Source organism: Brassicibacter thermophilus, from assembly GCF_055378355.1.
This window is the reverse complement of record NZ_AP042446.1, coordinates 953564-968135: the sequence shown is the minus strand read 5'-3', so window position 1 is coordinate 968135 and position 14572 is coordinate 953564. Positions and strand designations below refer to the sequence as shown.

The window sequence follows — 14572 nt, the reverse complement described above, 5'->3', positions numbered from 1 at the left end:
AATTAAATTAACATTATACTAAAAATAAAATTGCTCTTAATACATCATAATAATCAGTAGTTTGCATTAAAGTTTGTTTAGGTGATACTAATTTCATTCCAGGATAAAAGGAAGCTCTATACGCCTTAGTATGTTGATTAAAGGTTAATTCAAGCTCAAATTTTTCTGGAAGCTTTATTTTACATTTTTCTAAATCTCCCATTAAAGCATTTTTTACTTCTTGTTTTATTAATTTAATAGATAAATTAGGGCTAATGCTTATAGTTGATCCTCCGACTCCCTTATTCACTGCCACAACTTTAATATTACTATTGAGAGCTTTTGCTTCATCACAAAGACCTTTATCACCACTTAAAAAAACAACAGGTACTCCTAACATGGCTGCAATATATGAATGAAGTCTAAACTCGCTTAGAAGTTCTCCATTTAGCTTTATATAATTAACTGTTGAAGTACTCATAGTATGCGATAGTGGATTGCTATTTGAACCTCCTGGTGAATGGTATCCAGTAAACAAAAGAGCATCAAAAGTTTCATCTAATTCCTGAACCATAGAAAATGGATGTCCACTCCATCCTCTTATCAAATTAATTTCTTCTGGAAGTTTTGAAGCATCAATATTTCTCCCAGAATCATGGGCATCCTTTATCCATATTTCTTTAGCTCCTGCTTCTAACGCTCCTTCACATGCAGCATTTACTTCTCTAGTCATCTGCTCTGCAAATTTTTGATAATCCCCTTTTGTTTTCTCAGTTTCATCCCAATTTGCTATACCTGTAGTACCTTCTATATCAGCACTAATATAAATTTTCATACTAATCCCTCCCCAAAATTTAATCATTTAATCTAATTATATTATTTATTTGAAAAAATTTCATTATAAACTTTTTTTAAAGGGAGGCTGTTTAATAACTTATAAATATACTATATTATTTTCTTCTAGAACCTTTTTTATATTTTTCTCAGGTTCTTTGTCGACTATTATAGCATCTACATCAAATATATCCGCAAATTTATAAACTCCATCAAAGTAGAATTTATTAGTTTCCATTACTAAATAAACTTTTTTGCCAGAGTTAATAATAGCTTTTTTGGTATAACCGTCTTCAACATCAACAGTTGTTACACTTTTTTCAAATAAGTTAACTCCACAACTTCCAATAAATGCTTTGTTAAATTTGTATTTATTTATACTCTCAATAGAACTAGAACCCACAAAACCGTTTAAATCAGCGTTATAAAATCCTCCTATGCAAATAACTTCTTGCCTTAACGAATTTGAAAAAGCTCTAATTACATCAATCATATTAGTTACTACTTTTATCCTCTTATTACTTTTTGCTATCATCTCAGCCAATAAAATATTCGTTGTAGAAATATCTAAAAATATTGTATCTCCATCTTCAATAATATCAAATGCTTTTTTAGCAATCTTACGTTTAGCTTCAATATTAACATTCTTCCTATTCACAACAGATTTATTACTAGCAACTTGTCTTGCTAAAACTGCCCCTCCATATGTCCTTTTTATAATTCCCTGTTTTTCTAAAGTCTTTAAATCTTTTCTTATACAATCCTCTGTAACTTTAAATTTAGTGCTCAATTCTTTTACGACTACTTTACCTTTATGATTTAAAATTTTAACTATTTCTTCTATTCTTTCTTCTGCAAACACCTTATCACCTCTCTATAGGCATCCAGTTTCAAAATTTTAATTATCTCGTTTGTATTACAAAATGAACTTCTCAATTACATGAGCAACTCCATGTTCTTCATTTGTAAGTGTTACATAATCTGCAATTTCTTTAATCTCTGGGAAAGCATTCCCCATTGCTACACCTAATCCTGCATACTCAATCATATGTCTGTCATTGCCTGAATCTCCTATACATATTGTCTCTTCACGTTTTATTCCAAGTTTCTCTGCTACAATTTCAACTCCCGTTCCCTTATTACAACCTCTGCTTAATATTTCAAGGGTAAAAGGTGTAGTTTTTACTACCGTATATTTTTTTAATAATTCCTTAGGGATTCTAGAATCATCCTTAAATAAATTTACATCATAGTCTTTTCTGCTTTCCAAATCTATATCTCCTATTTTAATACTAGGAACGATATTCCTAATTTCTTCTTCCACACTTCCGTCCTCATTTATAAGGGTCATTTTAATTGCACTAAATTCGTCACTAATTTCATTAAAACTTATCAACTTTAAATTAAGATTATTTGCTAAAGCGTCTATTTTACTAAACAACCCTATTTTACGAGTATATATATTTTCATAATCTATAAAATTCACATTGACATTTAATTTTTCTGCTACATTATATACAAATCTTATGTCCTCAGTACTTAAATAAGTATTTCTAACTATTTCTTTTTTAGTATTATTAATAATATATGACCCTGTACAAGTTACAGAATAACAGTCATCATTATCTATTTCTAACTCTTCTATATATTTCTGTATACCTTGAATTGTTCTTCCGGTACATAATACTACATGCACTCCTTTTTCCATAGCTTTTTTTATTGCAACTTTATTTATTTGTGAAATTTCTTTATTATCATTAAGTAATGTTCCATCCATATCTAAAGCTAACAATTTGTACATATCTATCACTCCTACCTAGTCTAAGTCTAAATATTTCATTCAAAATTAATTTTTTCCAAAAGCTTGATAATTACCTAATTTAATTATACAATAATATTAAACAATAAACAATAATACAAAACAATAATATAATGAGAAATTTTCATAATTACTACAAGGTATAAAGGCTATGAAAATTTTAAAATCAAAGGGGATAAAAAGTAACTGCTACAGCTATTTTTACTGCTCAGCAAGCCCTTATGGCTGCAGCAGCTGGAGCCCAATTTGTAGCCCCATAATAAATAGAATTGACAATATAAGTGGAAATGGTGTAAATACTGTATCTGAAATAGTACAATTATTTAAAATTAAACTTTATTTTTCACATACTTATTTTAATTATTATACTTGACACCCTTATAAGAATCCAACTATAATCACTTTACTTCACTTAAAATTTCATCTCGTACTCTTTCAACATCTGGAACATAACTTTTAAGCAATTTCATTTCACCTTTCAAAGTATACTTCCCTAATGAAGCTGGTATTAGAATACTATCTCCTTTATTGATTTTTTCTTCTGCTTCATCGCTAACTATTGTTCCTTCTCCATCAACACAAGTAAAAATAAAAAATCTTTCTTTATCGCTGCATTCTACTGCTTTTTCTTTTATATCATATAATTCTAAAGAAAATTCTTCACAAAGGCATAGGTAAATCTTATCATATCCTTTTCTGCTAACCTTTAATCCTTTTCTTTTTTTTGAACTTAGTTCTAGGTTTATTACATCTAAAGCTTTTTTTACATGAATTTCTCGTCCTCTATCATAATCATAAACTCTGTAAGTTGTATCACTATTTTGCTGAATCTCAGCTATAACAACTCCGCCACCAATTGCATGTATAAGTCCGCTTTTTACAAAATATACATCACCTTTTTTTACTTCTACTTTATTTAAATATTTTTCTATATCTCCATTTTTGAGACCTTTTTTTATATCTTCTTTTGTGACTCCTTCTTTGGCTCCTATAATTAGATTTGCTCCTTCAAATGCTTCTACAACATACCACGCTTCAGTTTTCCCTAAATCTCCTTCTACTCTTTTTGCGTAATCATTTTCTGGATGAACCTGAATAGATAAAGGCTCTCTAGCATTAATAAGCTTAACTAAAAGAGGAAACCTATCTTTATTTATTTTTGTTCCTAATAAATCATCCTTATATTCTTTTATTAAATTCTTTAAAGATTTACCCTTTAATTCTCCATTAGAAACTATACTCATACCATTCTTATGGCATGCTACATCCCATGTTTCACCAATATTTCCTTCTGGTAAATTATCTCTAAACAATTCTAAATCTCTTCCACCCCAAATTTTTTCGTAATATAAATTTATAAACTTTAGCGGATACATATTAGTCCTCCTAATTTTTTATTTGTTGTGTAAATATTAATACCTGTAAGACAAAATTTAATCACTATTACATAAAAAACCCTATCTTTATTATTTTTAAGATAGGGTCTTTTTACACAATTTACCGACAATTAATTTACTTCTCAATTATTACTTCTGTAGAAAGTACCGCTGAGTTTTTAATAGTATCTGCAACTGGACAAGTATTTTCAACAAATTCAACAAATTCTTTTATTTCTTCTTCAGTATTATCAGCTTTGACATGTGCTTTGCACCTTATTGCTTGAATACCAGGTCTTACATCTTTTTGTCCTTTAAATCCTCGAGTGTCTAAATCCCCCTCTACTTCTACCCAGTATTCTTTAAGATTGATTCCCTTTGCCTTTGCAAAACAGCCAGCTACAATTGATTGACAAGCACCTAAAGCACATAAGGTTGCTTCAACTGGATTCATGCCCTTATCTGCTCCTCCTAAAGAAGCTGGCTCGTCCAAAATAAACTTATGTCCTCTTGCTTCACATTCAATAGTAATACCATTAATAAGCTTTGCCGTACCTTTAAATACTGTTAATGCCATTGCCCATACCTCCTTAAAATTTGTTAAATTTATAACATTTTTAGTTAAATTATTATTTTGTTTTGATATTATTATATCATAAATTAGTGAAAAATTTAATAATATTTTGTTAATAATGTTAAAATTTTAATGTACTTCCACTTTTGGCACTAATTATCATGTTGTAATTTTAATTTCATTTTATTAAAATATAATTTAAAAAGTCGGTAACAATTATTATTTGAAGAAATTGTATAGTTACCCTGAACCCAAAATTTTGCAAATTATAAATTAAAGGAGATATAGAATGTTTGAGAATTTTAATGCAATAAAAAACTGTATTTTATTTAAGAATTTTGAGACTAAAGAAATTAGAAATAAATTAACAGAAGTAGGTTTTGATATAAAATATTTTGATAAAAACGAAATAATAGCAATTGAAGATGATGATTGTAAAAGTATTGGTATTGTATTAAAAGGTAATGTAGAAATTCAAAAAATATATGCCTCTGGAAAAGTTATGACAATAGAAAAACTTCATGCAGGAGATATATTTGGTGAAGTTATTATTTTTTCTAATCACCATAAATACCCAGCTACTATTTTATCATCAAATAAAAGTCAAATTATGTTTATCTCAAAAGAAAGTATATTAAATCTGTGCAGTTCTAGCAACATTTTTTTAAATAACTTTATGGAACTTTTATCAAGCAAAATATTAAAATTAAATAAGAAGTTAAAAATCATGTCATACAAAACCATAAAACAAAAAATAGTCCATTATTTATTGGATGAATATAAAAAGCAAAAAAAGGCGAAAATACGCCTTAATTGTACTAAAAAAGAGCTTGCAGAACGTTTAGGAATACCTAGACCTTCATTGTCACGTGAATTAATTCAAATGAAAAACGATAAAATTATAGATTTCGATAAAGAATATATAACTATATTGAATTTTGAAAAACTTGAAGATGTATTGCTTGATTAATCTTTTTTTAGTTTATATTTATTCCTAGGTCTTCCGACTTTCCCATACTCTAATTCGAGTTCAACAATATTATTTATTTCTAAATGTTCTAAATATCTTCTAGCAGTAATCCTTGAAACTCCTATGTATTTTGCTACCTCTTTAGCAGTAAAGCTTTTCCCTTCCATAGATTTAATAAAATCTAAAATTCTGTCATAAGTATATTGATTGAGCCCTTTAGTACCAGGTATATTATTTTTTTCGTTAATAGCAGCCCCGTCTTGTAGTACATACTTGTCTATAGTTTCTTGTCTAGCACAATCATTTTGTTCCATATGCTCCTTTCTTTTCTTAAATTGTAGCAAAGATTCTTTAAACCGTTCAAAATCAAAAGGTTTTATCAAATAATCTACTGCACCATATCTAAAAGTCTCTTTTACTGTTTCCATACTTCTATCAGCAGTTATTAATATAGCATCACATTTAATATTCTCATTTCTTATCCACTTTAACAAGTCTACACCTTTACCTTTTGGGAAAAAAACATCTAATAATATTAAGTCTGGAGTTTCATTTATTAAAAATGACTTGGCTTCATCTATAGAACCAACACTTCCAACAAGTTGATATCCTTCTACTTTTGCTAGAAATTTTTCATTAATCTCCCTCACCATTGGGTCATCTTCTACAATTAATACTTTAATCATTATATTTTCCTCCTCAAGCAGGTATAAATATATTCCATATCGTTCCGCTATCATTTAAAATCTCTATGCTTCCATTTGCATTGTCTATTATTTTTTTTACAATACTAAGTCCAATGCCTCTACTACCATTTTTAGTAGTAATCCCTTTTTGGAAAATTTTATCTTTTATTTTCTCATCAATACCATAACCATTATCTTTAACTTCTATCCTTAATCCCTCTCTACTAGAATTTATTCTTATAAAAATTTTTCCATCACTTCTTCCCTGCAATTCTTCAATAGCATTTTCTATTAAGTTTCCAAGAATTGAACAGATATCATCAGCAGTAATAGTGCTTGGGATTTCCCCTAAATATGAATTTGGGTCTATAATCAATTCAACTTTTGATTCTACAGCTTTATTATATTTACCTAAAAGTATACCAGCAACATGAGCATCTTTTATCCTATAACTAAGTATACTTAAAATATTATTTCTCTTATGTGAAATCTCAGAAATATATCTCAATGCTTCATCATACTCTTTAAGCTGTATCATACCAGAAATGGTATGAAGCTTATTCAAAAATTCATGATTTTGAGCTCTCAAATCATCTGTCAGTTTTTTTATACCAGTTAACTCCTCTGCCATTCTTTTAACATCAGACATATCTTGAAAACTTGATACAACACCTATTATATCATCATTGTAATTTTTAAGTAATGTATGACTACATAAAAGTGTTTTAGTAGCACTAATCTTAACTTCTTGATCATAAATAGATTTCTTTGTCTTTAACACCTTAAAAACATGATCTCCATATTCTTTATTAATCTCTTGAATATTCTTGCCTAAATCATCTTCCTTAAACTTAAGAACATGCCGTGCAGTTTTATTAAAAAGTATTATTTCTCCATGATTATTTATAGCTATAACACCATATTTTAAACTTTGTATTATATTATCTCTTTCTCCTAATAACAATGCAATTTCTTTAGGTTCTAACCCAAAAGTTGACTTCTTAATATTATGAGAAAGAATATACGCACCTATTACACCAATTATAAGTCCAAATAGTAAAGAAAACCAAAACATTAAAATATGAGGCTTAATTTCACTATATACTTTGCTATTCAAAAGACCTACCACTACAGCACCTACTTGTTTATCATTATAATATATAGGTACAAAAGCCCTAATAGCTGATATTAAAACATTTTTATCTTCTGAAACATAGGCCTCACCTTTTTTTAATACCCTTTCTTCTCCACCGCTAATATATTTTTTACCTAAATCATACTCAATTGGATAAGAATATTTTATTCCATCCATATCCATCACTATTATATATTGAAATCTAGTTTTTTTTCTTATATTTTCTATTACTTTTTGAATAACTTGATAATCCTTAGTTGTGGCAAGGTTTTCCCTAATAACATCCATAGATGCTATAGTTACTGCTAAATCCATAGCATTATTGCCCATCTGCGTTTCAATGGTATTTTTTATCTGATTATATGATAAAAACCCTATGCTACCTATAACTATTAAAAGTATTATTGTTATAAATAAGGTTATTTTATATTGTAATTTCAAACTAATTCACCTTCTGACTATTCTCAATCTTTGCCTTATTTAATGCATTAGTTATTGCTTCTAAAAGTCCTTTGCTCGTATATGAAGCTCCAGAAACTACATCTACATCAACACTATTACGTGATATCACTTTTTTGGGAAGTTTTTCATATACTATCTCAGCTAACTCAGGCATCTCATATTCTTCAATAATTTCAATATCTTTTATATTGTACTCATCAGTAGTAACTACGACTCTTATAGGTCCATGATGTCCTTTTCCAGTACCTTCAAACTTTCCTTCTTTGTACAAAATTTCCTTAGAACCACATCCACAAAAAAGTAAAATAATAACTAACCCAAGTAAAAGAGTTTTTCTCATATTATACACTCCCTTTTAGTACATATACAATAATTAGCATAACAAGAGTTTATATAATTTCTATTCTAAGTATACCATTTGAATGAGCAAATTGCACATTAAGATATCCTATAAAATTTTGACTCTGAAATAATTATGTAATATTGTTATAAAAAATATGTAAAAAACATGCTCTTTTAAATTATAACTTAAAAGAGCATGTTTTAATTAGTCTACATATAGATACCATTTCTTTACAAATCCTAAGTTCTTCCACTTTTCCTTAAGAAATGGTAAAACATAGTAATCTAACCCAAATGTACTACCTGAGCCACCTATTAGTGCTATCCCTCCAGCAAGATACCAAAGCATTTCAAGAGGTGCCATACCAGATGACCAAATCATTAATCCCATTGCAATAGATACTAATGATGAAAGACAAGTAAATAATCCAACTATCAATAATATTCCTATAACTATTTCTGCAATAACCATCCCTGTTTGAAAAACTGTTGCTAGCCAAGTAAATCCACCATCAGCTGTATAGAAAAATGTATCCATAGAAGATTTAACAATCTTGTCGATAAAATCAGGTACTGGTAAAGCTTCTCCCCACTGCGATACTGTATCCGCAGCTGATTGCACAGCTCCAGATGCTGCACTAGTTGCATCTGCTACTGTTTCAGCAACACTGGAAGCTGCGCTAGTTGCATCTGCTGAAACAGGTGGAGCTGGTATTAGAAATATATTTGAAGGATTTTCTAATATCTTAGGTAGCTTATTAAGACCTTCTTCAAGCCACTTATAACCGATAAAAATCCTTAAAGGTAACAGCCAGAAATTAGGAGACGCCTTAGAAAAATATCCTCCTACAAAACTTCTGTTATCTTTTACCTGGAAAAATTCATGCATAATATAAGACCAAAATTTATTAAATCCTGCTACTTCAAAGAAATATATAAAATTAATAAAGTGCTTTACAAACATCGCAAAAAATCCACTAAGACTTATGAATTTCCCAGGAGTACCAATATGAGCAACACCATATCTTCCTCCTATACATACCATTGCTCCGTGGAATACTGGTTTATACGTTTTTTGTTCTTGACCTGTAATAGCAGCATACACATTATGTGAAACCAAATCAGCAGAGTGCTCTGCATTTTCAACCATCTGAGGTACTGGTCTTTTTTCACCTTCTGGAATATAAAATATATTATCTCCAACTACATAAACATTTTCGTAGTCAATTGATTGAAGTTTATCATTTGTTACAATTCTTTTTCTACCTTCTTGCTTAATGTCCATATCCCCTATTAAGTCTGAACCTTCAATACCTGCTGCCCAAATTACTGTATCTGTTAGTATGCTTCCCTTTTCTCCCATCGTAACAGAATCCTTTGATACTTCAGTAATACCAGCACCAGTTATAATTTCAACTCCTAATTTTTCTAATCTCTTTTCTGCTTTCTTTATAAGCTTATCTGGAAAAATTGTAAGAATTTTAGGAAGAGCGTCTACAACATATATTTTCACTTCTCTTTTATCTATATTAAAATCTTTACATAATCTATTTTTCCACTCAGCCAATTCCCCAACCATTTCAACACCAGTAAAACCGCCACCAACTACAACAAAGGTTAACATCTTTTTTCTTTTAGCTTCATCTTTTTCGTTCATAGCATTTCTAAACATTTTTAATATATGCTCTCTTAAATTTACTGCATCATCGTATGACCAAAGTTTATGGGCATATTTTTCTACACCTGGTATTCCAAAATAAGTTGGTTTTGAACCCGTTCCAATTACTAGGTAATCATATTCATATTCATTTTCTTTAGATTTTAAAACCTTATTCTCAAAGTCAATTTTTTTTATTTCATCTAGAACAACTTTTACTTTTCTTCTAGCAAATACCTTCTTAAAATCAATTCTAATCGAATCCTCTGGTACCCTTCCTGCTGCTACCTCATGTAATTCAGTCAGCATAGTATGATAAGAATTTTTATCTATTAGTGTTATTTCTATATCATCATTTTTCTTAAATTTTTTGGCAAGCTTTTTCGCTGTTAAAATACCACCATATCCGCCGCCAAGGATAATGATTTTCTTCTTATTCATTTTATTACCCCCTTTATTTTAAAATGCGGAAAATAATTAGTCTACGTCTTAATTATCTATAATTGATTAGCTATAATTAAAAATTCTCTATTTCTCTTCATATATCTCTTACCTATAATTTATTAATTTGATAGATTTTTGTCAATACAACAAGGTGTTTTGTTCATTTTGTTAATATTTTGTTTATTTTTATTGAAGAAAATACTTTATTTATTGATAAAAACCAATTTAGCTTTTGTTATTTTTTTATCATTCTGTTTTGAATTTTTCCTTCATTAGTAAAAAATTAACTCTTGATGTTCCAATATTTAAATCATTCGTAGTAAAGTATTAAATCAAAAATGGCATAGCTATGTAGCTATGCCATTTTTGATAAAATTATTTTCTTAAGTATTTATTAAACCAATCTGTAATTTCTTTTAATCTCCTTATTCTATGCTTTGGTTTACCACTTCTACTTAATTCATGATTTTCTCCTTTAAATATGCACATTCTTGATTCTACCCCATGATATTTCAAAGCTGTAAACATCTGAATACCTTCAGCAAGCCAGCACCTATAATCTTCTTCAGAATGTATAAAAAGAGTAGGTGTTTTTACTTTATCCGCATATTTTAGAGGAGAATGATACCACAGCTTATCGTGATTTTTCCAAGGTGTTCCACTATTTTGATCGTCTACAAAGAAATATCCTATATCTGTTGTGCAGAACTTAGAAATCCAATTTGATATACTTCTTTGAGAAACAGCAGCTTTAAATCTATCTGTATGCCCTATAATCCAGTTAGTCATGAAACCACCATAAGAACCGCCAGTAACCCCTATTCTATTTGCATCTATAAAAGGATACTTTTCTAATACTACATCAGTAAATTTCATAATGTCTTCATAATCAATAGTACCATACTTTCCTCTTATGTCTGAAAAATCATTTCCTTTACCATCACTACCTCTAGGATTGCAGAAAAATACTGCATACCCTTCATTAGCCCAATACTGCATTTCATGGAAAAATACCTCTCCATATACAGTCTTAGGGCCTCCATGTATATCTAAAATAGCAGGATATTTCTTACCTTTCTTATAATCTACAGGTTTCATTACCCAACCATCAACAAATACTCCTTGTTCAACTTCAACCTCTAAATGTTCAGGCTTTGATATTTTTCTTTCATTTTGCACCCATTCATTGAAATTTGTAACCTGTATTTCATTATTATTTTCTAATTTATATAACTCCTGAAGTTTCATATTTTTTAGACCTATAAATAATATTTTTCCTTCTACTACATCAAATCCATCAATAGCTCCGCCTTTTTTAGTTACCTTTTCTATATTACCATTTATGTCTATTCTATTAATATATGAGCTAAATCCTTCAGTAGTAATAAAATATAGGTAATTTTCATCAATTTTTTGATTTTGGGACCCTCCATATCTGCAGTCAGAACCTACTGAATTCCATGTGCTAGTGGTAAAATCAGGAGTTATACATTTTCTTTCTTTAGTATTCAAATCTATTATATAAAATTTACTATTTTCATTGACTCCATAGTTTTTCATATCTGATCCCATTACTATAAGAGTATCACTGTTTATATAATTAACATATCCGTAATTAAATTTTTCATCTGGAGTTATTTTTTCTATCTTGTCATTATTGATATTATAAATATATACACTATTTTTAATCTCCATCTTATCCATATATTCAGTAGCAGTAAATACAACCTTTTTCTTATCTGGACTTATATTAAACCCTTCCACATCCATATATTTATCAGTTATAACTTGTAATTTTCCATTATAAATATTATATAAATAGAGTCTTTCTCTTTTTTTGTTAGTAAATCCCTGTCCATTTCTCCAAAATGGAATTTCATCTAAAACCACATAATCTTTTTCTTCTTTTCTTCTTTTTAGTTCATCTTTTTTTTCATCTTCACTAAGTTCATTTAAATCTTTATTATATATGTTATACGAAGACTTAAATACAAGTAACTTATCATCAATAAGTTTTGCAGAATTTACATTTACTGGTACACTAAAATACTCAAGTGCCTCTCCGCCATTAATACTTATTTTATAATATTGAGTAAATTCTTCTCCTTCTTCTTTTCTCTTTTTATCCTTTGGATTTCTTATTGTAGAGAAAATGATATGTTTACTATCATCCATCCACAAAAAATTACTTTCATGATTTAAAGATGTTAGTTGAAAATATTTGTCTTTAACTATGTCATAAACCCATAGATTCGATAAATATTCATTTTCTTCAACATCCATTTGACTAACAACAAAGCAAGCATAGTTGCCATCAGGTGAAAACTTTATAGATGATAAAAACTTAAATCTAGTAAAGTCATCTAATTTTATGTTTTCCACTTTATCACACTCCTATCGAAATTATTCAATTATATTTTGTGCCACGAAATACTTATTTTATTATTTATATATTAATGCATTAAATTCCTCTATTTATTTTAGAATATTTTATTATAAATTATATTAGGTAATCATGTCTATAAACTTGAAATTAACCTATGGAAAATAACTCATTAAAAATATGAAATCTTTGCATTATTTATTGGACATAATTCACATTTTCTGTTATTATTGCAGTATACTTAAATAAAGGAGAGTTAATCTTATGAATCAAAAAAAAGTTTTGGCAATAGTAAATGGTAAAGAAATAACAAATGAAGATGTAAACATGATTTTACAAAACATTGACCCTCAAAGGGCCATGCAGTTTAGCTCAGAAGAAAGAAACATTTATCAAACAATATTCCATTAGAAATCTTTTAAGCAGCATAAAAGTTAGTGATGAAGAATTATCCCAGTATTATAATAACAATAAAAATGCTTTTATAGATCCTGAAAAAGTAAGAGCAAGTCATATTCTAGTTTCTGATGAAGAAAAAGCAAATGAGATAATAAGTGAAATTAAAGAAGGTCTTTCATTTGAAGATGCAGCTAAAAAATACTCAAGCTGTCCATCTAATGCTGTAGGTGGAGATTTAGGCTTTTTTGAAAGAGGAAAAATGGTACCTGAATTTGAAGATGCTGCATTTGCATTAGAAATAAATGAATTAAGTAAGCCTGTAAAAACACAATTTGGATATCATATAATAATAGTCAAAGAAAAAATAGAAGAAAAAAATAAAAGCTTTGAAGAAGTTAAAGATATTATATATCAACAATTAATTATGCAAAAACAAAATGAAATATATATCAATAAGAGTAATGAATTAAGGAAAAAGTATACAATAAAAATAATGGAATAAGGCAGTATAGTCGAAGTATAAAAGTCCCCATCTCTATAGGGACTTTTTTTTATTTAATTCAAATTTACTATTCAATACAAACATTCCTAATACAACTAATGCAAGCCCTAATAAAAGCTTTAATGTAAATACTTCACCTGGTATAAATGTGGCTGAAAGCATAGAACCAAATATAGGAATAAATAGTCTATATATACTTATTTCCCCTGCCTTATTATATTTCAACAGAGTATACCACAACACAAAAGCTGTAGCGGAAAGAAATGAAGAATATATTAAAAGGACAATCGTAAAGTAATCAAAATTAAGAACATTATTTCCCATACCAATTTTTCCTATTATTAGAAGCAATGTTGAACCAATAAACATTTGTCCTCCAGTCAATATTGCTGGGTTAGTTTTCTTAGATATCCTTTTTACAAACAATGTAGAAAAAGTACTGGTTAATGCTGCTAAAAGTAAAAATCCTTCTCCGATCAACTTAAAATTAAAATCAAAGCCTTTGGAAATATTGATAATTAAGATTCCACTAAATCCTAAAACAAGGCTTAATACCTTTTTCCTAGTTATTTTATCATCTTTATAAACAAAATGTGCTGCTAGTACAACAAAAAATGAACTGCTGGCTTGTAATATAGCACTTTTAATTCCTGAAGTGTTAGCTAAACCTATATAAAAAAAGAAGTACTGAAACGTAGTCTGAAATAAACCTAAGATAGCTATATTTTTAATATTATTTTTATTAATATCTATCTTAAGTTTTAAAATAAATTTAGCTATCAAAAATACTAAAATTGAAGCTCCAAAAAATCTAATACCTGCAAAATATAATTTAGAATATATATCATTAGAATCTATCATAAGTTTTGCATAGCTTATTTTCAAAACTGGAAAGGCACTTCCCCATAACAACATACAAAATATAGATATTAAAAAAACATTTAATTTTTTTGTAAAAATCTTTTCCATTGTTACCCACCCTATATAATATTTTTCATTTTTATTTACAT

13 protein-coding genes are annotated in these 14572 nt (G+C 28.5%); 2 read left to right on the top strand and 11 right to left on the bottom strand.

Annotation, left to right across the window (positions count from 1 at the left end; all coding sequences use genetic code 11):
- Nucleotides 1-13 precede the first annotated feature (13 nt).
- The 5 genes from ACZ41D_RS04620 to ACZ41D_RS04600 form a co-directional block, all read right to left on the bottom strand.
- Nucleotides 14-814, bottom strand: a complete 801-nt coding sequence (locus tag ACZ41D_RS04620) for a M55 family metallopeptidase (protein WP_464152756.1) — start codon at nucleotides 812-814, stop codon at nucleotides 14-16.
- Between the two features lie 99 nt (nucleotides 815-913).
- Complete coding sequence (locus ACZ41D_RS04615; RefSeq protein ID WP_464152755.1) at nucleotides 914-1675, bottom strand: DeoR/GlpR family DNA-binding transcription regulator; 762 nt, start codon at nucleotides 1673-1675, stop codon at nucleotides 914-916.
- A 54-nt stretch (nucleotides 1676-1729) separates the two neighbouring features.
- Nucleotides 1730-2614 carry a Cof-type HAD-IIB family hydrolase gene (locus ACZ41D_RS04610; RefSeq protein ID WP_464152754.1) on the bottom strand — a complete coding sequence of 295 codons (885 nt, stop codon included), beginning with the start codon at nucleotides 2612-2614 and terminating at the stop codon, nucleotides 1730-1732.
- A 416-nt stretch (nucleotides 2615-3030) separates the two neighbouring features.
- The gene (gene manA / locus ACZ41D_RS04605; protein WP_464152753.1) at nucleotides 3031-4008 is read right to left on the bottom strand and encodes a mannose-6-phosphate isomerase, class I; all 978 of its coding nucleotides are present in this window, start codon (nucleotides 4006-4008) and stop codon (nucleotides 3031-3033) included.
- 136 nt (nucleotides 4009-4144) lie between these two features.
- Nucleotides 4145-4585, bottom strand: a complete 441-nt coding sequence (locus ACZ41D_RS04600; RefSeq protein ID WP_464152752.1) for an OsmC family protein — start codon at nucleotides 4583-4585, stop codon at nucleotides 4145-4147.
- 286 nt (nucleotides 4586-4871) lie between these two features.
- Here ACZ41D_RS04600 and ACZ41D_RS04595 point away from each other — a divergent pair, with 286 nt between their 5' ends.
- Nucleotides 4872-5552, top strand: coding sequence for a Crp/Fnr family transcriptional regulator (locus tag ACZ41D_RS04595; RefSeq protein WP_464152751.1), 681 nt, complete (start codon nucleotides 4872-4874; stop codon nucleotides 5550-5552).
- On the opposite strand, the gene ACZ41D_RS04590 is transcribed toward ACZ41D_RS04595, so the two are convergent.
- The 5 genes from ACZ41D_RS04590 to ACZ41D_RS04570 form a co-directional block, all read right to left on the bottom strand.
- Nucleotides 5549-6238 carry a response regulator gene (locus tag ACZ41D_RS04590; protein WP_464152750.1) on the bottom strand — a complete coding sequence of 230 codons (690 nt, stop codon included), beginning with the start codon at nucleotides 6236-6238 and terminating at the stop codon, nucleotides 5549-5551. The two genes, ACZ41D_RS04595 and ACZ41D_RS04590, sit on opposite strands and share 4 nt — an antisense overlap.
- Before the next feature lie 13 nt (nucleotides 6239-6251).
- Nucleotides 6252-7814 (bottom strand): ATP-binding protein, encoded by a 1563-nt coding sequence (locus ACZ41D_RS04585; protein ID WP_464152749.1) that lies wholly within the window; start codon nucleotides 7812-7814, stop codon nucleotides 6252-6254.
- Nucleotide 7815: 1 nt separating this feature from the next.
- Entirely contained in the window at nucleotides 7816-8175 is a 360-nt protein-coding gene (locus ACZ41D_RS04580; protein WP_464152748.1) for an FMN-binding protein, read from the bottom strand.
- A 207-nt stretch (nucleotides 8176-8382) separates the two neighbouring features.
- Entirely contained in the window at nucleotides 8383-10275 is a 1893-nt protein-coding gene (locus ACZ41D_RS04575; protein WP_464152747.1) for an FAD-dependent oxidoreductase, read from the bottom strand.
- A gap of 378 nt (nucleotides 10276-10653) precedes the next feature.
- The gene (locus tag ACZ41D_RS04570; protein ID WP_464152746.1) at nucleotides 10654-12660 is read right to left on the bottom strand and encodes a S9 family peptidase; all 2007 of its coding nucleotides are present in this window, start codon (nucleotides 12658-12660) and stop codon (nucleotides 10654-10656) included.
- Nucleotides 12661-13004: 344 nt separating this feature from the next.
- Here ACZ41D_RS04570 and ACZ41D_RS04565 point away from each other — a divergent pair, with 344 nt between their 5' ends.
- On the top strand, nucleotides 13005-13562 hold the full coding sequence (locus ACZ41D_RS04565) for a peptidylprolyl isomerase (protein WP_464152745.1): 558 nt from the start codon (nucleotides 13005-13007) through the stop codon (nucleotides 13560-13562).
- 33 nt (nucleotides 13563-13595) lie between these two features.
- On the opposite strand, the gene ACZ41D_RS04560 is transcribed toward ACZ41D_RS04565, so the two are convergent.
- Nucleotides 13596-14531 carry a DMT family transporter gene (locus ACZ41D_RS04560; RefSeq protein WP_464152744.1) on the bottom strand — a complete coding sequence of 312 codons (936 nt, stop codon included), beginning with the start codon at nucleotides 14529-14531 and terminating at the stop codon, nucleotides 13596-13598.
- Nucleotides 14532-14572: the final 41 nt, after the last annotated feature.